The organism is Yinghuangia sp. YIM S09857 (assembly GCF_051388915.1).
Taxonomy (GTDB): Bacteria; Actinomycetota; Actinomycetes; order Streptomycetales; family Streptomycetaceae; genus Yinghuangia.
Window position 1 is genome coordinate 378,019 of the sequence record NZ_JBPKBH010000004.1, and the last position, 21,956, is coordinate 399,974.

Here is a 21,956-nt window from a genome sequence, read left to right on the forward strand (position 1 = left end):
CGGCACCGCCGCCCGGGCGGCGGCCCGCAGCGCGGCCCGGGAGCCGTCCGCCAAACTACCGCCGCCGGACGCCGCGGCCCACAGCGAGCCGAGGACCTCGTCGCCCACCCGGACGGCGACGGCCAGGCGCTCGGCGAAGTCCCCGTCTGCGGGGAGGTGCACCACGTCGTACGAGGTCCACAGCTCGCGCAGGAACCCGCTCTCGCGCAACTGGGCCACCCGCCACTCCGGCACCCGCTGGCCGAGGATCGTGAGCCGGCGCAGCGGATCGGCGGCGTCGTCGGTGCGCGAGTAGGCAAGCACCCGCGAGCGCGTGTCCTCGATGGTGATGGCCCCGCCGACCAGGTCGGCGAGCACGTTGGCCAGCGCGGACAGGTCGCCCAGCCGCACCTGGTCCAGGCCCCGTCGCAGGTCCGGGCCGTCGGCGGGGTCGGCGTCGCCTCCGTCGCGGCCGACCTGGTCGGCGTACGACACGCCCGCGCGCAGGAGCGCCAGCAGCTCGGTCCAGTCCGTGCCCGGCCCGCGGGCGAGCAGCGCGGTGTCCACCCGGCGTGCGGTGGCGGACAGCGCGGCACCGGCGGGCAGCGCGCCGCGCCGCATCACGACGGCGGCGGCTCCGGCGCGGTCGGCGGCCAGCAGCACGTCCGGTGCGGCCGCCGATGCGACGTCGACGCCGACCGCGAGCAGGAGGAGTCCGTCGCCGGTGTGCCGTCCGGCGGACTCGTCGCCCCGGGAGGTTCGTGGCGCGGGGGAGCCGCCCGCGGGGGCCGCGGCCCCGCCGGTCCCCGTGTCCCAGACGGCCTCACCAGCGTCGTACAGCGCCACGCCGCGCACCGGCACACCGGTGCCGTGTGGAGCGTGCACCAGTTCCAGCACGTCGCCGCCGACGACGGCGAGCACGTGGGACAGCGTCGGCGGGCCGGGATCGGCGCCGGGTGCCGTCGGCGCCGAGGGCGGCGGGGCGGGCGGCTCCGGGGACGGCGCGCGGCGCTGGTCGGAATCCGGCTTACGGGGCATCACCCCATGATCCGCCATCGGGCGTACGGGCGGCGCCGACGTCGCGGCCGCGCATGCCCGACCCGTCGCCGGGGACGATGCCCCAGGCGATGATGCGGCGCGGGTGGATGCGGATGACCTCCGGGCTGGTGCCCGGCAGCCTGCTCGCCACGCCGCGCAGGGCCTCGGCGGTGCCGCGGATCTCGATGCCGCGTACCGTCCACGGGTCGAGGGACGCGATGTCGTCGACCACCAGCGCCACGCCGGGATTGCCCTCGACGTTCCGGAACTTGCGGCTGGCGCCCATGTTGTACCCGGCGATGTCGATGGTGCCGCGGATGTTGTCGACCTTGTAGGCGACGGGGTTGTTCTGCGGGAAGCCGTCGGCGTCCACCGTGGCGAGCCGCCCGAGGCGCTGGGACAGGAGGTAGGCGATCTCGGCGTCGGTGAAGGGCGTTGAGGAAGTCATGCGCCCAGCCTGGTAGTTGAAGTGCGCTTCAAGTCAAGTGGACGCGCCGCGCGCTCGCCGGTCAGGAGGCGGAGCCGAACCAGCCGGGGAAATCGAGGCGGAAGAAGTCGTCCGGAGTGATGCGGCGCAGGTCCTCGTCCAGCGCGCGCAGGCGCTCGGGGCCGAGGGCGGTGGCGCGGCGGGCGCGGGCCTTGTCGAACTCGCGGGCGGAGAGGGCGAGGAGGTCGTAGCCGCGGTGGGTGAGGCGGACCAGCTTGCGGCGCGCGTCGTGCGGGTCCTGGCCGATGGAGACGTACCCGAGCTCTTCGAGGTTGGCGATCGTCTTGCCGGCGGCCTGCTTGCTGACCCCGAGGGTGCGGCCCAGCTCCGCGGCGGTGGTGCCGTGCGGGCCGATGGCCTGGAAGACGAAGCCGTGCATCGGGCGGGCGTCGGGGTGCCCGTGCCGGGCCAGCTCCTCGTGCACCTCGTCGATGATGGTGCGGAACGCCATGAACAGGCGGAGGGGGAGTTCGAAGCCGGGGGGATCGCCCGGGGTGCCGTTCGGTCCCGTCGCCACCTCGCCGGCTCCTCGTGTCGTCGACCGTCGCGGTGTCCGTGCGGACAACCGCATTGTCGATGGTAGAGGAGCCGACGGGGAGGCGGGGTCTTGCGATGCCGCGGGGGTCTTGCGGTGCCGCGGGGGCTTGCGATGCCGCTGGGGTGTTGCGGTGTGTCGTTCTGCGGTGCCGCGGGGGCTTGCGGTGCCGCTGTTGTCCGGTGGTGATGCGGTCTTGCGGCTTGCGGTCTGGCTGTCGTTCAGGAGGCGGAGTTCGCGGCCTTGCGGTTCTCGGTCTCGGCGAGGAAGCGTTCGACCGTGTCACCCGAGGCGACGAAGTCCCCCAGCGGCTCACCGACGATCTTGCCGGCCAGCTCGGTGGCGATCATGCCGAGTTCCGCGTGCAGGGCGGCCTCGGCCAGCGCGCGCTCCTCGGCGATGGCGTTGTGGCCGGAGACCACAAGCTCGTCGCGGACGCGCTGACCCTCGGCGCGCGACTCCGCGATGGACTCGGCGCCCTCCTCGATCAGTTCCTGGCGCACCCGGGCGGCCTCGCGGCGCCCTTCCGCGTTCTCCTGTCCGATCTGCCGGGCCAGCTCGGCGACCTCCTCCTGGAGGCCTTCGGCGCGGTCGAAGCCGCCTTCGAGCTTTTCGTGGCGTTCGTCAAGGGTGCGCGTGATCCGGGGAATCAGGACTTTCCCGACAATAAGGAAAACAAGCGCGAAGCATATGACGGCGACTACGAGTTCGGCGCCATCAGGCGTCAGAGGTCCCATGGGGGACACTCTATCGGCGGGCTTGTGAAGCCGTTCACGTGGCACCCGTCACACCGTGCACCGACGTGGCGGCGCCGCGTGAATCGGCTCCCGCCCGTGGCACCTGACCACGCACAATGTGCCGATGGACGAACGACGCACGCTCCGCGACGACGACGGCCGCGAGGTCGCCCGCTTCGTGACGGGCACCTGGCGCGGCCACCGCCTCGCCGACGACCTGCTGCCGGGTCCCGGCGTACCGCCTGCGGACGTGGCGGCCGCGGTCCTGTGCGCGCTGCCCGGCTGGGCGGTGTGCGCGCAGGAACGCGAGGGCCGCGCGCTGGCCGCGGCCGGGGCGGTGTCGAAGCGCCACGCGCACTGCTACACCTGGGACCTGGCGGCCCGCCCGCCGGACCCGTCATGGGCCCGGCCCGCTCTCCCGGCGGGCGTCACCCTCGCCCCGGCCGTCGACCGCGAGCCCGCCGACCTGACCGCAACGTGGATCGCCGCCTACCCGCCCGGACACCCGGACAACCCGCGCGGCGAGACCTTCGACTCCGCACGGGAGCAACTCGCGACGCTGTACGACGGCTCGCTCATCGGCGCGCTGATGCCCGCCAGTTGCGTGCTCCAGGACGGCTCCCGCCCGGTCGCCGTGTGCCTGGTCAACGACCGCCCCGGTGATCCGCCGCTGCTCGGCCCGTGGATCACCGAGGTGTTCCGCGACCCGGACCCGGCCTACGCGGGTCTGGGCGCGACCGCCCTGCGCGCGACCCTGGCCCGCGCCGCGGCGGACGGCGTGCCGACCGTGGGGCTCACGGTGACCGAGGGCAACCCGGCGCGGGCGACGTACGAGAAGGTCGGGTTCACGCACACCGAGAGCACGATGACGCTGCTGGTCCCGGAGACCCCGTGACGAGCCCGACGGAGCCGGGGACGGCTGCCGGACGGCCCGACGACCGTCTCTCGTCGGTCTTCCGCTTCGCCACCGAGATCATCGCGTGGGTCGCGGCGCCGTGGGCGCTGGCCGCCGTGTCGTGGGTCCTCGCGCTCGCCGCCGTGGTGCTGCTGATCCTGCTCCCGACGGTCTTCTCGACGCCGGGCGACAAGAACCAGGTCGTCGTCGCGGTCCCGGGCGTGGTGACCATCGTGATCATGCTGGTGCAGTTCGGCGCGGCGGTGGCGGGAGCGTGGGCCGCGTGGCCGCGCTGGGCGGCCGTGGCGGTGTGCGGGTTGGTCGCGGTCGCTGTCGTCCTCGAACTGCCGCGCTGGCGCTGGCTGTTGCGCACCGGACGGTAGCGGGCGGGGCGACGCGCGGTCAGTGGAAGGTGACGTACGCCTCCGGGGCCGCGCCCTTGAGGGTGTACCGCCCCGGATCGGGAGCGCGGCCCGCGATCATGCGCATGAGCGTCCCCGCGTCGGTGTCCAGCGTCGCGGCGGCCTCGGCCTCGGGCGCGCCGAGGCGGAACGCGCGGTCGGGCAGGCGCACGTCCGTGGGCGGCACGGCGCGGGACGGCTGCGCCATGCGCTCGCACAGCAGGGTGAGCGCTTCGTCGATCCCCGCGCTCGCGTACGCGTCCCCGATCCCGAACGCCTCGCGCACGTCCCCGCCGTGCACCCACTCGCCGAGCGCCAGCGCGTCCCACGCGCCGCCGCGCGCCACGATCGCCTCGGCCGCGCTCTCGTAGCCCGCTTCGAGTTCGTCGAGCACGTCGGAGATCGGCAGATCGGCCCGCGCGGCGATGTCCGCGGCGTTGGCGTCGTCGCCGAAGTCGTGCAGCGTGTCGGTCGCGGCCATGGTCAGCGCCGCCGCGCAGTGCGCCAACACGTCCCGCACACACCATCCCGGCAGCACCGTGGGGAGGGTGAACGCGGACGGCTCCGCCGCCCGGAGGATGGGCAGCAGAGCGTCGCGTTCGGCGAGCAGCAGTCGGCCCGGAAGCCGGGAGTCCCTGGTCATGGGCACATCCTGCCCCTGTGGGGCGGCCCGGTCCACGGCCGGTCGCGCGGTCGCGGGGGGGCGGGCGGTGGCTGCCAGGGCGGCGACCGGTGACCGGTCGCGCGGGTGCGGCCGGGGGCCGTCCAGCGACGGCCGGTCCGCGAGGGCGCGACTATGAGGTTGCCCGGGTGACCGCGTCGCCTCGCCCGCCGGATTCCTTCCGGCCGCCGAACGCCCAGGCCGGCAGGGCCTCGACGTGGTCCCACCAGCCCGGAGGCAACCCCGCCTTGCCGATGCGTGCGCCGGTGATGCCGCCGACGATTGCGCAGGTCGTGTCCACGTCACCGCCCGCGGCCGCGGTGGCCCAGAAGGCCGCCTCGAAGTCGTCGCGGTACCGGGCGGCCACCCAGATCGTGAACGGCACGGTGTCCGGGGCGCTGACCCGCCGCCCGTTGCCCAGCGTCCTGCCGACCTGGGCCGGGTCCTCGCGGTCGATGAGGCGCTGTGCCGCGCCGAGGCGGGTGCGCACCAGACCGGGCGGCGTCGCTCCGGCGACCGCCGCCACGAATGCGTCGGGTGGCAGGTGCGCATCGGGGTCGCAGGCCAGCGCGGTGGCGACGGCGACCGCGACGGCCCCGGCGACACCCTCGGGGTGACGGTGTGTCACTTCCGCGGAGCGGGCCGCCTCGTACACCGCCCGCTCCGGGTCGTCCGCGAACCACGCGCCCAGCGGGGCCACGCGCATCGCCGCGCCGTTGCCCCACGACCCCGTCCCGTCGAACGGTTCCGCGGCCAGCTCGCGCCACGAACCGCCGGCCCGGACCAGGCGCAGCATGCGGTTCACGGTGGGCCCGTAGCCGCGGTCGAAGTCGTGGTGCCGGGCGAACGAGGCGGCCAGGCGGTCCTGGTCGACGCGGCCGTGCGCGGCGAGTTCCGCGTACACCGCGCAGGCCATTTCGGTGTCGTCGGTCCACGGCCAGGGCGCGTCCGGCAGTTGGCGGCGGCGCAGCCGCGGCAGGTTGGCGGGGACGAAGTGCTGGGCGCCGAGCGCGTCGCCGACGGCCAGGCCGCGGAGCGAGTCGAGAGCGCGAAGCCGCGGCTCGGCGGCGATCGGGAGTGGAGCGGTGGTGGGCGTGGTGGGATCAGCCGCCTCAGGGCGGGGCGATGGAGGAGTCATTGCCGCTCATTGTGCCGGTGATCGGTCACGTCGGGGTTGGGGGCTTTGCGCCCGGCGTACGGGAACAGCGACGAACTGCCCACAGCAGACGGGAGGTTGGGGGGCAACACAAACGCTCCGGATCCGACCCGGCGGGTGCGGGTCGGATCCGGAGCGCCGGGCGAGTGTTACAGCGGGGCCACCTCCGTCAGGCCGTCCGGGCTCAGGTCGAGCCACCGCGTCACGCCCAGCCCGCGCAGGAACGGCACGTCGTGGCTGGCCACGATCAGGGCGCCGCGGTAGGACTCCAGCGCGGTCGTGAGCTGTCGTACGCTCGCCATGTCGAGGTTGTTCGTCGGCTCGTCCAGCATCAGCAACTGCGGGGCGGGCTCGGCCAGAAGCAGCGCCGCCAGGGTCGCCCGGAAGCGCTCGCCACCCGAGAGCGTGTCGGCCCGCTGGTCCGCGCGGCGGCCCTTGAACAGGAACCGCGCCAGCCGTGCGCGGATCTCGTTGTCGGTCGCGCCCGGGGCGAACCGGCCCACGTTCTCCGCCACCGTCAGGTCGTCGAACAGGAGGTCGAGGCGCTGCGGCAGGTAGCGCATCGGCACCTCCCGGCGCACCTCGCCGGTGCGCGGCTCGACCAGTCCCGCGATGGTCCGCAGCAGCGTGGTCTTGCCCGCGCCGTTGCGGCCCAGCAGCGCGATGCGCTCCGACCCGCGGACGTCGAACTTGACGCGCGGTCCGAACCGCAGCCCGACGCCCGGCAGGGCGACGACCTGGCGGTCGTCCGGCACCACCGTCTCCGGCAGGTCGACGCGGATCACGTCGTCGTCGCGCACCGCGCGCTCGGCCTCGGCGCGCCGGTCCCGGGCGTCCGCGAGCCGGTCGCCGTGCAGTGTGCGGTGCTTGCCCGCGGACACCTGGGCCGCGCGCTTGCGCTGGGCCATGATGACCTTCGGCTCGCGCTTGTTGTCCCACATCTTCTGGCCGTAGCGCTTGCGGCGCGCGAGTTTGTCGTGCGCCTCGGCGAGTTCGCGCTTCTGCCGCCGGACGTCCGACTCGGCCACCCGCAGCATGCGCTCGGCGGCGTCCTGCTCCACTTCGAGGGCGTTCTCGTACGAGCTGAACGTGCCGCCGAACCACCGCACTTCGCCGTCCCGCAGGTCGGCGACCTGGTCGACCAGATCGAGCAGGTGGCGGTCGTGGCTGACCACGACCAGGACGCCCGGCCAGCCCTCGACCGCGTCGTACAGCCGCTCGCGCGCCACGATGTCGAGGTTGTTGGTCGGCTCGTCGAGGAGCAGTACGTCGGGTCCGCGCATCAACTGGCTTGCCAGCGACAGCATCACCGACTCGCCGCCGGAGAGCAGGCCGGTCGGGCGGTCGAGGTCGAGATGCGCGAGGCCGAGGCGGTCGAGCGTGGCCAGGGCGCGTTCCTCCACGTCCCAGTCGTCGCCGATCGCGGTGAAGTGCGCGGGGTCCACGTCGCCCGCCTCGATCGCGTGCAGCGCGGCCCGCTGCCCGGCGATGCCGAGGACGGCGTCTACCCGCGCGTCGGTGTCGAGGGTCAAGTTCTGTGGCAGGTAGCCGAGTTCGCCGGTGACGCGCACCGAGCCGCGGGTGGGGGCGAGGTCCCCGGCCATCAGGCGCAGCAGGGTGGACTTGCCGGCGCCGTTGAGGCCGACGAGGCCGGTGCGGCCCGGGCCGACGGCCATCTGGAAGTCGTCGAAGAGGGTGCCGCCGTCCGGCCAGGCGAAGCCGAGGTCGGTGCAGACGATGGATACGGTGGACGTTGACATGGTGGATGCCTCCGGGGCTCGCGGACAGGAAGGCGTCTGGAGACGCGCGGGCACGCGGCATCGCCTGGAGAGGCAGGGAAGAGCCCGGGATCAGGAGGGCGGCTCCATGCCGAGGACGAGAACGCGCGCCACCGCGACACCAGGGGTGTCGGGTGCGGTGCGGGTCTCCGTCCTCAACAGAGCAACGGCCTTCTCCTTCAAGTCCGATGGGCACGGGGCTCGGGCTCTGGAGAAGTTACGGCAGGGTGGTCGGTCCGGCAACGAGTTTTTTTTTACGCGGGTTCCCGTGCGTCGTTCCCCGAGTCGTCCGCCGCGTCGTCCGTCGCCGGGGTGTCCCGCGGTCCGCGGTATGCCAGCAGCACCGCCGCCTTCTGGTCCTCCGGCACGCGCTTCAGTCCTTCGCGCAGCGTCAGCCCCGAGATGCGGTCCAGCCGCGCGGCCACCCACGCCACCACTTCGTCGGGATGGTGCTTGGACGCCTCGCGCAGCACCCACCCGATCGCCTTGCGCACGAAGAACCGGGTGTCGGTCAGCAGCGGGTCGGCCACCTCGCAGAACACCGGGAACCAGCGCGGGTACGCCTGCACCGACCGCAGCGGGAGCAGGAACGCCAGCACGCCGGAGCGCCGCAGCCACATCTCGTCCTGCTCCGCCCACGCGCGGTACGCCGCCTCCGCCCGCGGAACGCGCAGCAGCAGGCGTCCGGCCACCGAGCCCGCCAGGACGTCCACGAGCGCCCAGGTGCCCGAATCCCCGATCAACTCGGCGAGCAGCGCGGTGTCGTCCAGCACGAGGCGGTCCGCGTACGCCTCCAGCCACAGGCACGCCGCGAGTCGTGATTCGTGCACGGGCGGCTCCCACAGGGACCGGGTGACCTCGACGATGTCGGTGTGCGTCAGGTCGGGGTGGGCCTTGCGGCGGGCTCTGACGACGGCCCGCACATCCGGCACCGCGACTCCGTAGTGGGTGAGTTCGCTGCGCAGGTACCGCTTCGCGCCCTCGGCGCGGACGGGGTCGGAGAGGGCGGCAAGGGCGGCGTCGATGTCCGCGGCCAGGGCTGCGTTGTCAGGCGTCGTCATGCCTCCTGCCTACCCGACCGACCCGACACGTCCGCGGATATCCGCTGGTCGGGCGTGTTCCCAGCGGTAAGGATCAGGACACCCGGACGTCAGACCGCCGACGCCCGGGACCGCGAGGATCGCACCTGAAAGGCGAGGAGACGGCATGACCGCGAGCAGCATCGACCCGACCGGCCACACGGACCGTGGAGCTTCGGCGGAGCGGGCGAACCCATCGGAGCCGATCGGCGGCGGCCTCGTCGTGCGCCGCCCGGTCGAGGACGACTTCGCCCGCGTCCAGTACGGCCTGACGCACTGGTGGGGTGGCCTGGGCGGCGACGCGGGCGCGCAGCAGCGGCGGTTGCTCGTGCCGCGCCTGTTCCTCCAGCACTTCACCGGCACGAGCCTGGTGGTCGAGGACGCGGCGGACCCGGGCGGTCCGCTCGCGGCGTTCCTGATCGGCTTCCTGTCGCAGGACCGCCGCGACGAGGCGTACATCCACTTCGTCGGCGTCGCGCCCGAGCACAAGAGGGCGGGCGTCGGGTCGGCGCTGTACGAGCGCTTCTTCGCGTTGGCCCGCGGGGCCGGGCGCAGCCGTGTGCGGTGCATCACGGGGCCCGCGAACCTCGCGTCCGTGGCGTATCACACACGCATGGGGTTCCGGATCGAGGACGGCGACCACGAGGTGGACGGCGTGGCGGCCAAGGCCGACTACGACGGCGAGGGGCTGGCGCGCGTGTGCTTCGTACGGGATTTGTGAGGGGCGTACGGGAGTTGTGAGGGGTTGGCGGCGAGCCCGGTGACGGGGCGGCGGCGGACCGGCGGCGGGCCGGGTGCGGCGAGGAGAAGTGACGGTCCGTCAGTCAAACCGTTCGGTTGATCGGGTGGATCCTTGACCACTGGTCTGGACCTGCGTACTGTCGCCGGGGATAAGTCCAAGCACCTTTAATAAAGCGGGAAGCGTAATTCCCGCCAGGGGGGCGGCATGGCGACGACGGCGACCGTCGAGGTGGCGGCCGAGCCGAAGTACTGGCACCTGCGCACCGTGCTGGTCCAGGCGATCGAATCCGAGTTCAGCGCGGGCCAGACCCTCCCCAACGAGCGCGACCTCTCGGCCCGCTTCGGCGTGGCCCGCGCGACGCTGCGCCAGGCCCTCGAACAGCTTGAGCTCGAAGGCCGCCTGCACCGCCGCCGCGGCGCCGGGACCGTCGTCGCCGGACCGCGTGTCGACATCGCCATCGGCACGCACGGCGAAGGCTGGCCCGGCGTCGACCCCGGCGACCGCGACCTCGTCGACGGCACCACGGCCGCCCTCCCCGGACGCCTCGCCGCCCAACTCGGCGTCCGCCCGCGTGCGATGGTGCACCGTGTCCGCCGCCGTCAGCTCTCGATGCGCCAGCCTGTGGGAATCGAGTGTCTGTACGTGCCGCGCGCGGTGGTCCCGCGCGTCCCCGAACTCCTCGGCGACAACCGCCGCGCCGCGCTCGTGCTCCGCCACCTGCGCAACAACACCCTCGAAGGGCTCACCCGCTCGGTCGAGGTCGGCGTCGCCGAGCCCGAGGAGGCCCGGCTGCTCGAACGGCCGCCCGGCACCGCCGTGCTCGTGGTCACCACCGCGTACACGTCCGGCGGGCGGACCGCGGCGCTGGCCGTCGCCACGTACCGCGCCGACACCTGCCGCCTGGCCTTCGGCGAGGACGCCCCGATCGGGGCCCGCTCCGCCTCGTGACCGCCTTGTGATCGCCTCGTGACGCTCAGCACCCTGAACCTCGTCGGGCGGGTCGGATACCATCCGCCGACGCGGATCGAGCGGAACGGGAAGGAGCGGCCGCCGTGGCGGGATTGACCGGCGGGGATTCCTCGCTGCTGCGGCGCATCAACTCCGCCGCGACCCTGCGCGCGCTGCGCGGCGGCGCGCACCTCACCGTGACCGAACTCATGGACGCCACGGGGCTGTCCCGGCCCACGGTCGAAGGCGTCGTGGACGGACTCCTGCACGAGGGACTGGTCGTCGAGTCCGAGCCCGACACACCCGCCGCCGGACGCCGCCGCGGCCGGCCGGCCCGACGGCTGCGCTTCCACGCCGAGGCCGGCTACGTCCTCGGCCTCGACATCGGCATCCACGACGTACGTTGCGTCCTCGCCGACCTGACCGGCACCGTCGTCGCCCGGCACACCCGGCCCGCGGACGGCCTCGGCCCCGAAGACCGCCTCGACCGCGCGCGCACGGCGGTGGCCGAACTGCTGCGGCGCGCCCACGTGGCCCGCGACCGGCTGTGGGCGGCGGGCGTCGGCACGCCGGGGATCGTGGACCGCAAGGGCGTGGTCACCTTCAGCGCCGCGATGCCGGGGTGGACCGGGACCGACCTCGCCGGTCGCCTCGGCCGCTCGCTGCGCTGCCCGGTGCTGGTCGAGAACGACGCCAACCTCGCGGTCATCGGCGAGCGCTGGCAAGGCGTCGCGACGGGCTCGGACGACGTCGTCTACGTGCTGGCCGGGCTCAGCCCCGGCGCCGGATCCCTGATCGACGGGCGCGTGCACCGCGGCTTCGGAGGCGCCGCGGGGGAGATCGGCGCGCTGCACCTGCTCGGCCGCCAGGCGCCGCCCGAGAGCCTGCTCTCGACGACCGGGACGCCGCTGGTGCCGCTGGACGAGAACGCCGTCGCCGAGGTCTTCCGCCTCGCGCGCACCGGAGACGGGGTCGCGCGCGAGGCGGTGGACCGCTTCGTCCAGCGGCTCGTGCACGACATCACGGCGCTGGTGTTGACGCTGGACCCGGAGATAGTGGTGGTCGGCGGCTGGGCCGCCGGGCTGGACGACGTGGTCGAACCGCTGCGCAGCGAACTCGCCCGGTTCTGTTTGCGGTTGCCGAGGGTGGAGCTGTCCGCGCTGGGCGCGGACGGTATCTCGCTGGGTGCGCTGCGGGTCGCCTTGGACCGGGCCGAGGAACGCCTGTTCGCGGTGGGCCACGACGGGGCGGCGCACCGCTGAGGCCTCAGTTCGCCTGGCCCTGGGGGCGTACCACCACCGTGTTCACGTCGACGCCCTCCGGCTGTGACACGGCCCAGACGATGGTGTCCCCGATCTGTTCCGGGGTCAGCATCGGGCCCGCGTTGGGGCCGTCCGGGCGGCCGTCCCAGAAGGGCGTCAGCACCCGCCCCGGCGCGACGAGGGTCACGCCCACGCCGTCCTTGGTGACCAGCATGCGCGTGTTCTCGGCGAGAGCGGTGACCGCCCACTTGGTGGCCGAGTAGAAGTTGCCCGGCGTGTTCTTGAAGCCCGCCACGCTGCCGACCAGCACGATCCGGCCCCGCGTGGCCCGCAGCGCGGGCAGCGCGGCCTTGATGAGCAGGCTCGGGCCGAGGACGTTCGTCAGCACCATGTCGTGCCACTCCGCCGGGTCGCCCGACTCGACCGTGCCCTTGGTCGCGAAGCCCGCGTTGGCCACGGCGTTGTCGAGGCGTCCGTACGTGTCCACGGTCGTTTCGACGGCCTTCCGCACCGCGTCCCAGTCCGAGGCGTCGCCCGGCAGGCCGAGCACCCGGTCGCCCGCGTCGAACCGCTCGACCGCGCCGGCCAGCTTCTTCTCGTTGCGGCCGGTCACCGCGACCCGGTGGCCGGCGGCCAGCAGGCCGCGCACGGCGGCCTCCCCGATACCGCTGGTGCCGCCCGTCACGAGGGTGACAGGGGACGACTGGGGGCCGTCGGACGGAATGCTCATGCTTCTCCCCGCGAGGTGGGCGGCGGTATGGGACACAGAGCCCGACGCCGGAGTGGGCGGGCACCGCGCCCGACGCTAGAACGGGCGGGCCCTGGCGTCCAGCAAGTGTCCCCGGCGCGTCGCCTCTGCGGCGTCGCCTCGGTCGGCGAGCGCAAGGGCGGGGGAGCGGCGGCTTCCACGCACCCGAATCCCGAGCCGGGTCCGGCCCGTGCGACTGGACGGACCGGACCACGCCCGCCGCCGCACGCACCCGAATCCCGAGCCGGGTCCGGCCCGTGCCACTGGACGGACCGAACTCGCCCGCCGCCGCACGCACCCGAAACCCGAGCCGGTCCGGCCCGTGCGACTGGACGGACCGGACCACGCCCGCCGCCGTGAACGCCCGCCCGCGAACCCGGCGCGTGCTCCACGGCAGAATGTGCCCGTGACCAAGCGCTACACCCGCGAAGAACTCACCGCCGCAACCGGCAGGACCATCCCCGACGTCATCGGCCCGAACCTCGGCGTGCTCTTTTGCGGCATCAACCCCGGGCTCATGTCGGCGGTGACGGGCCATCACTTCGCCCGCCCCGGCAACCGCTTCTGGCCCGCGCTGCACCTCTCCGGCTTCACGCCTCGCCTGCTGCGGCCGGACGAGCAGGACGAACTCCTCGCCCTGGGCCTCGGCATCACCAACGTCGTCGCCCGCGCCACTGCCGGCGCGGCCGAACTGACCGCGGACGAGTACCGCGAAGGCGGAACCCTCCTGCGAGCGAAGGTCGAGGCGTACCAACCCCGTTGGCTTGCCGTCGTGGGCATCGGCGCCTACCGCGTCGCCTTCGCACAACCCAAGGCCGCCCTTGGCCGCCAGCCCCTCACCCTGGGCGAAACCGGAGTCTGGGTCCTCCCCAACCCCAGCGGCCTCAACGCCCACTTCACCGCCCAGACCCTCGCCGAAGAATTCGCCCTCCTGCGCGCCGAGGCCGAGCCGACCGCCGAAGGCTGAGCCCACCGCCGAAGGCCGAGCCGACTCCCGGCGGCACCCCGCCGATCCAGGGAACCCGCTCCGCCGCAACCGACGGCGGCCGTCCTCCCCGAGAGGGCGGACGGCCGCGGTTCGCCGGCGGCCGTCAGGCCCGCACAGCCCCGGCCCGTCGGTACAGGATCGTGCCGCCGAGCAGGAACGCGATGCCGGCCACGGCCAACCCGGTGGTCTCGGCGCCGGTCTCCGCAAGGCGCTCGCCCTGGGGCGCGGGGGGCGTACTCGGCCGCGGCGCCGGTGCGGGCGCCCGGACCGGGACCGGAGTGCCGGCCACCACCGGGGTCGGCGGGACGGTGACCCGCGGAGGCTCAGGTGGAATCACGCGCGGCCGCGGCGTCGGCGGCGCGGGCGTCGGAGTGGTGGCGTTGACGCACGCGGCGCCTCCGACAGTCGGGTTCAGCAGACCCACTACCTGAAGGCCGTTGCCGCACACGTTCACCGGAATGTCGACGGGGACCGCCACTGCGTTTCCGCTGCCCACTCCGGGTGAACCCGCGGCCGTCCCGTCGGCACCTCCGCCGTCACCGCCGTCGGCATGGGCCACGCCGCCTGCCATGGCGACGAACGCGCCCGACACGGCCGTGGCAGCCAACAGTCTCTTCCTGGCATTGCGCTGCACAGAGAATCCCCGGCCCCTTCAGAACTTGAGGCGGGACCTTGTTCCCGCCAAGGTGCTAACGGCGCTGGAGGGATCAAGTTACTCAAACAAGAACTTTGTCAACCCAAAGGGCATTTCGCCGCAGGATTGTGTCGTGATGGCCGGCCGATCATGTGACCGGACGGCCGTCGGTCCGCGGCCGTCGCTCGGCGCCGCTCGTCTTCGCCGCGCTCCCTCGGACCGCGCCGGTTCGCCGGAACCATCGCATGGACGACGACCTCGCAACCTCACCTGCGTTCCGAGTTGCGCATCCCGTTCAGGAGCAGGCCGACCACTGTCTTCGCGGCCTGCTCGGCGTCGGGTGGCGGGGCCACGGCGTCGTAGCGGCTGTCGAGGGAACCGTGGATGGCGCTGAAGACGACGCGCAGCGTGCCGTCGACGTGGAGGTCGGGTTGCAGGGAGCCGTCCGCGATGCCGGTGCGCAGGGCGTCCGTCCACATGCGGCGGTCGTCTTCACCGCTCCGCAGCAGACCGGCGAGTTCGGGGGTGTCGCGGATGTGGGTCCAGCTGTTGGAGAGGCTGAGGAAGCCGTTGCGGTGCTCACGTGCGACGCGCAGCGCCGCGTGGAGCATTGCCGAGACGCGGGTCGCACCGTCGCCTCCCTTGTCCGCGGCTGCCGTCAGCTCGCTGCCGACGGCGGCCAGGTAGGGGCTGACGATCCGCACCAGCAGGTCGTTCTTGTCGCGCACATGGTTGTAGAGCGATGACGCGCGGAGGCCGCACGCCTGGGCGAGGTCGCGCATCGACGTCCCGTGGAAGCCCCGCTCGGCAAACAAGGTGGCAGCGGTCGTGACGACGTGTTCGCGCCGGTCGCGGCCCCGCGCGGGCACGACGGTGTCCGCGGTCGGGACGCTCACCGCCATGAGATGTCCACGGGCACCGACTGCGGACCACGTGCCCAGAAGGTCGGGACGTTCTCGAACGCGTGCCCGTCCCTGAGCCGCATCCCTGTTGCCCGCGTCAGCAGTTCCTCGACCGCGACCCGGGCTTCGAGGCGTGCCAGCAGGGCACCCGGGCAAACGTGCGGGCCGCCGCCGAACGACAGGTGCCGACGCGAGTCGGGGCCGCGATCGAGCCGGAACTCAGTGGGTGCTTCGAACCGTTCGGGGTCGCGGTTGGCCGGTTCGATGCCGAACACGACCTTGTCGCCGGTCACGATGGGAACGCCGCGAGGGGCACGTGCCTCCGTGCAGTCACGCAGCAGAAACCGTACCGGCGGGTCGAGCCGCAGGCTCTCCTCGACGGCCGCCGGAATGAGCGACCGATCCGCGCTCAGCGTCGCGAACAGCCCCGGATCGGCGGCCAGTCGGTACAGCAGGTTGCCGATCAGGTGCCGGGTCGTCTCGTTGCCGGAGATGAACAGGAACACCAACTGTGTCCGCGCCTCGACGTCCGTGAGCCGGCGTCCTTCGATCACGGTGTCGAGCAGACGCGTGACGAAGTCGTCGCGTGGCTCCGCGCGGCGGTCGGCTATGAGGGCGTCCACGTACGCGGTGAACTCCGGGTGTGCGCCCGCGAGTCCGGCCCCCCGCTCGTTCCGGTACTGCGTCGGGTAGGTGCCGCGCACCAGCTCCTCGGACCAGGCGAGCCAGCGCGGATAGTCGGTCGGCTCGGCGCCGAGGAGCCTGGCGATCACGTTGTTGGGGATCGGCTCGATGTACGACGGCGTGAGGTCGTTCGCCGTCCCCGACTCCCGCATGGCGTCGAGCAGTTCCCCGCACAGCTCGCGGCAGAAGGGCTCGACGCGGGTGAGCCGGTGCGTGGCGATGGCCGAGTTGATCAGCCGCCGGATCTCGCCGTGCCGGGGCTCGGGTATCTCGTTGATGAACTGTTCCTCGTCCGGGACCACGACCCCGGGATCCCGGAAACTCGCGCGGTAGCCGGGGATGTCCTCCGTGGCGGCGAGAACGTCGTCGTGACGGGCCAGATACCACCACCCGCGCTCGGTACGGCTGACCGGGCAGCCCGAGCGAAGGGCGTCCAGTTCCGCGGGGTTCACCGTGGGTGACAGCGGGTCGACGGGTTGCGGCTCGGAGGACACGGCCGGACCGGACGTCGGGTGCACGGACATCGAAGGAACCCCCAGGGGATCGCCATCAGCTGTATCAGCCACTAACGAACGTTCGTGCCGCGCAACGTAGCCGACAACCCGACAAGGAGCCATACCCCCGCCGACCAAGCCCGCCGCGCCACCCGACGTACAACGCCGCCGTACCGTCGTCGCCGACGAGCGGGTTGGTCCGTCCGGGACAAGCTCGCCGGGGTCTCAGATGACGCGGGGTGGGGCGGGGCGGACTGCGGCCCTCATGATTGCGGAGAGGGTTACTACGGGGAGGGTGGCGAAGGCCAGGGGCCACATTGCGTGGCCGGTGAAAGTGAGGGCCAAGGACCAGGCGAGTAGGGCGGTGTTGGCGGTGGCGCAGGTGGTGAAGCCGAGGGACTTGCGGCCGACGGAGCGTTTGACGGCGCCGAAGCCGCCCCACCAGTTCAGGACGACCATGGCCAGGGCGACGGCTGCCGAGATGTCGCCGGGGTTTCCGGGGACCGGGTACGGGCCGGTGAGTGGTTGGGCCAAGTCGGGGGCCAGGGCGAAGCGTTCGGGGGTGACGAGCATGGCGTACGTCAGCCAGGCCAGGCACTGCGTGAACAGCAACGCACCCAGGCCGACGGTGAGTTTGTCCACCGCACGGACGGCCAAGGGCTCGGACTTCGCGCTTGCCTGGGGCATCCTCGCCTCCAAGTGTCGTCGTCTCTGCACCATTGGTGCCCGTGCACGCCGAAGTTACCCGCAAGTTCGGTGGGCAATCGGGTGGTTGCCTCGGGGGCGGTTCGTGGCGATCACCTTTGCGCTGCAAGGGAATTCAGGATGATGTGGGGTCGGCCGCGGGGACGTCCGTGGCGGCCGCGGTCGAAGGCACGATCTCCACGGTCAGGTGCTTCATCAGCGGCTGGTCGCTCTGCGGGCTGAAGTCGCCCAGCGGGCACAGGACGTTGAGCTCCGGCATGTACCCGACCGCGCAGCCGCGCGGGAGTTCGTACGGGATCGCCAGATAGCCGTGCACGATGCGGCGGCCGCCGTCCTTGGCGAGGCTGGTGATGTCCACGCGGTCCATCGCCGACAGCCCCCGCTCGCGCATGTCCGCCGGGTTCAGGAACACCAGCGTCCGCAGGTTGCGCACGCCCCGGTAGCGGTCGTCGGCGGAATAGATCGTGGTGTTCCACTGGTCGTGCGAGCGCACGGTCGCCAGCGTCAGCAGCCCCTCGCCCGGGTTCGGGTCGGTCAGCGGCGCGAGCGAGAACTCCGCGCGTTCCGACGGCGTCAGGAAGATCCGCTCGCGCGCGGGCTGGCGCAGCCGGAACCCGTGCGGGCCGCGCACGCGGCGGTTGAAGTCCTCGAAGCCGTCCAGCGCCCGCTGCATGACGTCGCGGATGCGGTCGTAGTCGTCGACGTAGTCCTGCCACGGCGTCGCGCTGTCCGGGAGTGCGGCCCGCGCGATGCCGCCGATGATGGCGGGCTCGGAGAACAGGTGTGTCGATGCGGGACGCTTCATCCCGCGAGACAGGTGCACCATGCTCATCGAGTCCTCCACGGAGACCGACTGCGTGCCGGTCGCCTGCACGTCCTTCTCGGTACGTCCCAGGCACGGCAGGATGAGCGCCTTGTCGCCGTGCACCAGGTGGCTGCGGTTGAGCTTGGTCGAAACGTGGACGGTCAGTTCGCAGCCCCGCAGTGCCTCGGCCGTGCGCTCGGTGTCGGGCGCGGCGCGCGCGAAGTTGCCGCCCATGCCGACGAATACGCGGACGTCCCCGCGCAGCATCGCCTCGATTCCGCGCACCGTGTCGTACCCGGGCTCGCGCGGCGGCTCGATGCCGCACACCTCGGCGAGGCGGTCGAGAAAGGCGGCGTCCGGACGGTGGTTGATGCCGCACGTCCGGTTGCCCTGTACGTTGCTGTGCCCGCGGATCGGGCACGGCCCCGCGCCCTCGCGGCCCAGATTGCCGCGCAGGAGCAGCAAGTTGACGATCTCGCGGATCGTGTCGACGCCGTGTTCCTGCTGAGTGATGCCGAGACACCAACTCACCACGGTGCGCGACGCGGCCGTGTAGACCGCCGCGGCCTCCTCGATGCTCCGCCGCGGCACCCCGGAGGCCGACTCGATGTCCTCCCACGGCGTTGCCCGGCACAGATCCCGGTACGCCTCGAACCCCGTGGTGAAGCGATCCAGGAACTCCCGGTCCAGCACGGCCGGTTCCTCGTCGGCCGCGGCCAACACCGCCTTCGCGACGCCGCGCAGCAGCGCCTGGTCGCCGCCGATGCGCGGCTGGAGGTCGAGAGTTCCGGTCGGCGTCGCCTTGAACGCGGCCATCGCGCGGAACTCGTGCGGCACGATCGTGCGCCCCGAGGCCGCCTCCAGCAGCGGATTGATGTGCACGACCTGGGCGCCGCGCCGGTACGCGTCGGCGAGCGCGGTCAGCATGCGCGGCACGTTGGAGGCGGCGTTCACCCCCATCACGAAGATGGCGTCGGCGAGTTCGAGGTCCTGGAGGTCGACGGTGCCCTTGCCGGTGCCGATCGCGGCGGTCAGCGCGCGACCGCTGGCCTCGTGGCACATGTTGGAGCAGTCGGGCAGGTTGTTGGTGCCGAACTCCCGTACGAACAACTGGTAGAGGAAACTCGCCTCGTTGCTCAGGCGCCCCGAGGTGTAGAACATCGCGCGATCGGGGGAGTCCAGCGCGCGCAGCGTGTCGCCGACGAGGGCGAACGCGTCGGGCCAGGCGATGGGGACGTAGCGGTCCGAGTCGGGGTCGTACACCATCGGCTGGGTCAGCCTGCCCTGGTCCTCCAGCGCGAAGTCCGGCCACGACAGCAGCTCGGTGACGGTGTGCGCGGCGAAGAACTCGGGGCCGACGCGTTTGTGCGTCATCTCCCACGTGGCGTGCTTGATGCCGTTCTCGCACAGGTCCAGGTGCAGCCCGTCATACGCGTCCGGCCACGCGCACCCCGGGCAGTCGAAGCCGCGCCCGGCGTGATTCATGGTGTCCATCAGCCGCACCGCGTTCACCGGCTCCTCGGCACGCGCGACCACCTTGGCCACCGACTTGGCCGCGCCCCACCCGGCACTCGGATGCCGGTACGGCTCCCGCGACGGCTCCCCGCCGCCCGCGGGCCCATAGCCCGTGACCGCGGCCGCGGCTCCGTTCGCGCGCGCGTCGGGGGTGTCGGGGGCGACAGGGGACTTCGCGCGGGACGGCGCCGCGTCGCCGGGACCGGCCGCGCCGGAAGGGGCAGGGGGAGTGTCGGGCATCGCCTCGGCCTTTCGTGCGCCGGCGGCCGGGCGGGTACCCGCCGCCGCCGTCCAATCAAGCACCGACGGCCCCCGGCACGGCGTTCTGCCGCGCGGCACCCCGAGACTTCGACACGTTCGGCCCAGTCCGGCCCTGTCCACCAGGCGTGCGCCGCATGCCAAACGCGGTGGGGCAGCGGTACGTTACCGGGGTGGGTTCTGACCACGGCGAGGCTTGCCCTCGACGTTCCGCCGGTAGGGCGCGTGCCGCGTCTGTCGCGAGTAGGGCCGTGTCCACGGCGGCGCCGATCCGGGCCCGGTTTCGGCCGCGGCGCGCCGCCGGTTCGCGTCCGTCGCCCGCCCGCGAGAACACGCCCCCGCGAATGTGAAAAGCTTCGCTGATCTGCGACGCGGGGGGCGGTGCGGAAACCGCCCCGGCGACGGCGCGGATGCGGGAGCGAGCGGCTGCGGAGGGGGGTGAGGGCGATGTTGGCGTGGGAGCCGTTGGAGGCCGGCGATCCCGCCGAGGTGGGGCCGTACCAGGTGCTGGCCCGGCTCGGCGCGGGCGGCATGGGACGCGTCTACCTCGCGCGCTCGGCCGCGGGCCGGTGGGTGGCGGTCAAGACCATACGTCCCGAGTTCACGACCGTCGGCGAGTTCCGGCGGCGCTTCGCCCACGAGGCGCAGGCCGCGGCCCGCGTCAGCGGCGTGTTCACCGCGTCCGTGGTCGACAGCGACCCCGGTGCGCGCGTGCCGTGGATCGCGACCGCGTACGTCCCCGCCCCGTCCCTCAAGCGCCTGATCAAGACGTGCGGGCCGCAGCCGGCGGACACCGTCATGTGGCTCGGCGCGGGCATCGCGGAGGCGCTCCAGTCCATCCACGCGGTCGGCGTCGTGCACCGCGACCTCAAGCCGTCCAACATCCTGCTGGACGAACACGGCCCGCGGGTCATCGACTTCGGCGTGGTCCACGCGGAGGGCACGTACGTCTCCACCGGCGGCACGGCCGCCATCGGCACGCCGGGCTACATGTCGCCGGAGCAGGCGTACGGCAACGTGCCCGTCACCACCGCCAGCGACGTCTACGCGCTCGGCCTCACCCTCATCTGCCTGGCCACCGGCCAGCACGAGCTGCCGGTGCACGCGCCCACCGAGCTGGACGAGCCGCTGCGCGGCATCGTGGAGCGCTGCCTGCGCCGGGACGCCCGGCACCGCCCCGAGCCCGCCGAGGTCATCCGCCTGCTCGCCGCCGAGGTCGACCTTGTCGCCCACGACAACGCGCGCGGTTGGCTCGGCGACCAGGAATGGGAGCTGGTGCGCGCGTTCCGGGACGCACCGATGCCCGCGATGCCGGAGCAGCGCACCCAGACCGTTCCGCCGCCGCCGCGCGTGCCGCCCGGGATGGCCGGCCCTGGGATGGCCGGCCCCGGGGCGGCCGGTCCCGGGGCGATGCCAGGGGCCGCCCCGCAGGTCGTGGCCCCGCCCGGAGTCGTGCCGCCCGGTCCCACCGGCCAACACCCCGTCGTGCCGCCGGTGCCGACGGGCCACCACCCCGTCGTCGCGGGTCCCACCGGCCATCACCCGGCGGCCCCCGCGCCCCCGGCGGTGACCGGCCAGATGCCGGTGCCGCCCGGCGCCCGCCCGCAGGCGGGGCCGCCTCCCGTGGCCCATCCGCACGCCGCGCGTCCGCAGGCCGCGGTACCGCCCGAGCCGCCGGAGGCCCGGTCGAAGCGGTACGCGGCGGCCCGGGCGTACGTCCCGCCGCAGTCCTCGTCCGAGCACGCCACCATCGCGCACTACGACCGCGCGTGCCGCCTGCTCCACGACGGGCACGTCAGCGACGCGGCGGATGCGTTCCGGCAGGCGACGCAGGTTGCCGGACAGGTGTTCGGGCCGTGGCATGCGTACGCCGTCTGCTCGCTCCTCGGGAGCATCCACGCGGCGGGACGCCTCGGCTGGGCGGCCGCCGCGCGGGACCAGGCGTTTTCCGCCGCCCAGGGCGCGTTCCGGGCGCTCGGCGCGGACCACCCGTTCACCCTGCTGCTGCGCGGCGAGCACGCGTACTGGCTCGGCCACTCCGGCGACGTCCCGGGGGCCGCGGAGGCGACGGGCCATCTCGCGGGCGACTACCTCCGCACGATGGGGGAGCTGGCCGCGGACACGCTGTCGGTGCGTGCCGAGTGGGCGATGTGGATCGCCAAGGCGGGCGATGTCGACCGCGGAGTACGCCACTTCGAACGCCTGGTCGGCGACTGCCGCACCGCGCTGGGCGAGGACTCCCTGGTGACGCTCGACGTCAAGAACGCCTTCGCGCACTGGATCGGCGTCCAGGGCGACGCCGCCCGTGCGGCCCACCTCTACACCCTGCTCGTCGGCGAGACACAGTCCTCCCAGGGAGCGGGCAGCGCCTACGCGACGAGCGTGCGGGCCCGGCTCGAATACTGGACACCGCGCGGCTAGTGCGGTGGCCACTAACGTTTGCCGGAGAACCGGTGAAGGTTTGCGGCCACCGCACCAGGTCGTACTCGCGAGGTCCCGTAACGCCGCGAGGGGCGTGCCAGGGC

Annotated in this window: 20 protein-coding genes and 1 pseudogene; 7 read left to right on the top strand and 14 right to left on the bottom strand. The window is 73.2% G+C overall.

Translation table 11 applies throughout. The annotated features are described in order from the left end of the window. The 4 genes and pseudogenes from ACRX5S_RS10575 to ACRX5S_RS10590 form a co-directional block, all read right to left on the bottom strand. Positions 1 to 1,017, bottom strand: a pseudogene (locus tag ACRX5S_RS10575) (hypothetical protein); the annotation flags it as partial. Further along, a complete protein-coding gene (locus ACRX5S_RS10580) occupies positions 1,007 to 1,465 on the bottom strand; it encodes a PPOX class F420-dependent oxidoreductase (RefSeq protein WP_436772574.1) in 459 nt (152 codons plus the stop codon). The gene ACRX5S_RS10580 and the pseudogene ACRX5S_RS10575, both read right to left, overlap by 11 nt. Positions 1,466 to 1,526: 61 nt before the next feature. Then, positions 1,527 to 1,955 (bottom strand): MarR family winged helix-turn-helix transcriptional regulator, encoded by a 429-nt coding sequence (locus ACRX5S_RS10585; protein WP_436772756.1) that lies wholly within the window; start codon positions 1,953 to 1,955, stop codon positions 1,527 to 1,529. Between the two features lie 305 nt (positions 1,956 to 2,260). Beyond that, positions 2,261 to 2,776, bottom strand: coding sequence for a F0F1 ATP synthase subunit B family protein (locus tag ACRX5S_RS10590; protein ID WP_436772575.1), 516 nt, complete (start codon positions 2,774 to 2,776; stop codon positions 2,261 to 2,263). A 124-nt stretch (positions 2,777 to 2,900) separates the two neighbouring features. On the opposite strand from ACRX5S_RS10590, the gene ACRX5S_RS10595 reads away from it, so the two are divergent. Together ACRX5S_RS10595 and ACRX5S_RS10600 are read left to right on the top strand one after the other, a co-directional pair. Continuing rightward, positions 2,901 to 3,671: a GNAT family N-acetyltransferase gene (locus ACRX5S_RS10595; RefSeq protein ID WP_436772576.1), complete on the top strand. Its 771-nt coding sequence runs from the start codon at positions 2,901 to 2,903 to the stop codon at positions 3,669 to 3,671. Further along, on the top strand, positions 3,668 to 4,054 hold the full coding sequence (locus ACRX5S_RS10600; protein ID WP_436772577.1) for a hypothetical protein: 387 nt from the start codon (positions 3,668 to 3,670) through the stop codon (positions 4,052 to 4,054). The genes ACRX5S_RS10595 and ACRX5S_RS10600 overlap by 4 nt, the downstream gene beginning before the upstream one ends. Positions 4,055 to 4,073: 19 nt before the next feature. On the opposite strand, the gene ACRX5S_RS10605 is transcribed toward ACRX5S_RS10600, so the two are convergent. The 4 genes from ACRX5S_RS10605 to ACRX5S_RS10620 all read right to left on the bottom strand — a co-directional run bounded on the left by ACRX5S_RS10605 (position 4,074) and on the right by ACRX5S_RS10620 (position 8,728). Continuing rightward, positions 4,074 to 4,715, bottom strand: a complete 642-nt coding sequence (locus tag ACRX5S_RS10605) for a maleylpyruvate isomerase family mycothiol-dependent enzyme (RefSeq protein WP_436772578.1) — start codon at positions 4,713 to 4,715, stop codon at positions 4,074 to 4,076. 151 nt (positions 4,716 to 4,866) lie between these two features. Further along, positions 4,867 to 5,871, bottom strand: coding sequence for an ADP-ribosylglycohydrolase family protein (locus tag ACRX5S_RS10610; RefSeq protein WP_436772579.1), 1,005 nt, complete (start codon positions 5,869 to 5,871; stop codon positions 4,867 to 4,869). Between the two features lie 167 nt (positions 5,872 to 6,038). Further along, complete coding sequence (locus ACRX5S_RS10615) at positions 6,039 to 7,649, bottom strand: ABC-F family ATP-binding cassette domain-containing protein (protein ID WP_436772580.1); 1,611 nt, start codon at positions 7,647 to 7,649, stop codon at positions 6,039 to 6,041. A 272-nt stretch (positions 7,650 to 7,921) separates the two neighbouring features. After that, a complete protein-coding gene (locus tag ACRX5S_RS10620; RefSeq protein ID WP_436772581.1) occupies positions 7,922 to 8,728 on the bottom strand; it encodes a DNA alkylation repair protein in 807 nt (268 codons plus the stop codon). A gap of 145 nt (positions 8,729 to 8,873) precedes the next feature. Here ACRX5S_RS10620 and ACRX5S_RS10625 point away from each other — a divergent pair, with 145 nt between their 5' ends. The 3 genes from ACRX5S_RS10625 to ACRX5S_RS10635 all read left to right on the top strand — a co-directional run bounded on the left by ACRX5S_RS10625 (position 8,874) and on the right by ACRX5S_RS10635 (position 11,698). Then, positions 8,874 to 9,467, top strand: coding sequence for a GNAT family N-acetyltransferase (locus tag ACRX5S_RS10625; RefSeq protein WP_436772582.1), 594 nt, complete (start codon positions 8,874 to 8,876; stop codon positions 9,465 to 9,467). 225 nt (positions 9,468 to 9,692) lie between these two features. Continuing rightward, complete coding sequence (locus tag ACRX5S_RS10630; RefSeq protein WP_436772583.1) at positions 9,693 to 10,436, top strand: GntR family transcriptional regulator; 744 nt, start codon at positions 9,693 to 9,695, stop codon at positions 10,434 to 10,436. Between the two features lie 104 nt (positions 10,437 to 10,540). After that, positions 10,541 to 11,698 carry an ROK family protein gene (locus tag ACRX5S_RS10635; RefSeq protein ID WP_436772584.1) on the top strand — a complete coding sequence of 386 codons (1,158 nt, stop codon included), beginning with the start codon at positions 10,541 to 10,543 and terminating at the stop codon, positions 11,696 to 11,698. Positions 11,699 to 11,702: 4 nt separating this feature from the next. Here ACRX5S_RS10635 and ACRX5S_RS10640 read toward each other — a convergent pair whose 3' ends face one another. Further along, positions 11,703 to 12,428 carry an SDR family oxidoreductase gene (locus tag ACRX5S_RS10640; RefSeq protein WP_436772585.1) on the bottom strand — a complete coding sequence of 242 codons (726 nt, stop codon included), beginning with the start codon at positions 12,426 to 12,428 and terminating at the stop codon, positions 11,703 to 11,705. Between the two features lie 424 nt (positions 12,429 to 12,852). On the opposite strand from ACRX5S_RS10640, the gene mug reads away from it, so the two are divergent. Beyond that, positions 12,853 to 13,413 carry a G/U mismatch-specific DNA glycosylase gene (gene mug / locus ACRX5S_RS10645; protein ID WP_436772586.1) on the top strand — a complete coding sequence of 187 codons (561 nt, stop codon included), beginning with the start codon at positions 12,853 to 12,855 and terminating at the stop codon, positions 13,411 to 13,413. A gap of 124 nt (positions 13,414 to 13,537) precedes the next feature. Here the strand turns inward: mug and ACRX5S_RS10650 are convergent, their stop codons facing one another. The 5 genes from ACRX5S_RS10650 to ACRX5S_RS10670 form a co-directional block, all read right to left on the bottom strand. Next, the gene (locus tag ACRX5S_RS10650; protein WP_436772587.1) at positions 13,538 to 14,041 is read right to left on the bottom strand and encodes a chaplin; all 504 of its coding nucleotides are present in this window, start codon (positions 14,039 to 14,041) and stop codon (positions 13,538 to 13,540) included. A gap of 293 nt (positions 14,042 to 14,334) precedes the next feature. Continuing rightward, complete coding sequence (locus ACRX5S_RS10655) at positions 14,335 to 14,970, bottom strand: TetR/AcrR family transcriptional regulator (protein WP_436772588.1); 636 nt, start codon at positions 14,968 to 14,970, stop codon at positions 14,335 to 14,337. Further along, entirely contained in the window at positions 14,961 to 16,178 is a 1,218-nt protein-coding gene (locus ACRX5S_RS10660; protein WP_436772589.1) for a cytochrome P450, read from the bottom strand. Before ACRX5S_RS10660 ends, ACRX5S_RS10655 begins: the two co-directional genes overlap by 10 nt. Positions 16,179 to 16,373: 195 nt before the next feature. Then, a complete protein-coding gene (locus tag ACRX5S_RS10665; RefSeq protein ID WP_436772590.1) occupies positions 16,374 to 16,835 on the bottom strand; it encodes a hypothetical protein in 462 nt (153 codons plus the stop codon). Positions 16,836 to 16,968: 133 nt separating this feature from the next. Further along, on the bottom strand, positions 16,969 to 19,413 hold the full coding sequence (locus ACRX5S_RS10670; RefSeq protein WP_436772591.1) for an FdhF/YdeP family oxidoreductase: 2,445 nt from the start codon (positions 19,411 to 19,413) through the stop codon (positions 16,969 to 16,971). Between the two features lie 465 nt (positions 19,414 to 19,878). On the opposite strand from ACRX5S_RS10670, the gene ACRX5S_RS10675 reads away from it, so the two are divergent. Further along, a complete protein-coding gene (locus tag ACRX5S_RS10675; RefSeq protein WP_436772592.1) occupies positions 19,879 to 21,852 on the top strand; it encodes a protein kinase domain-containing protein in 1,974 nt (657 codons plus the stop codon). Positions 21,853 to 21,956: the final 104 nt, after the last annotated feature.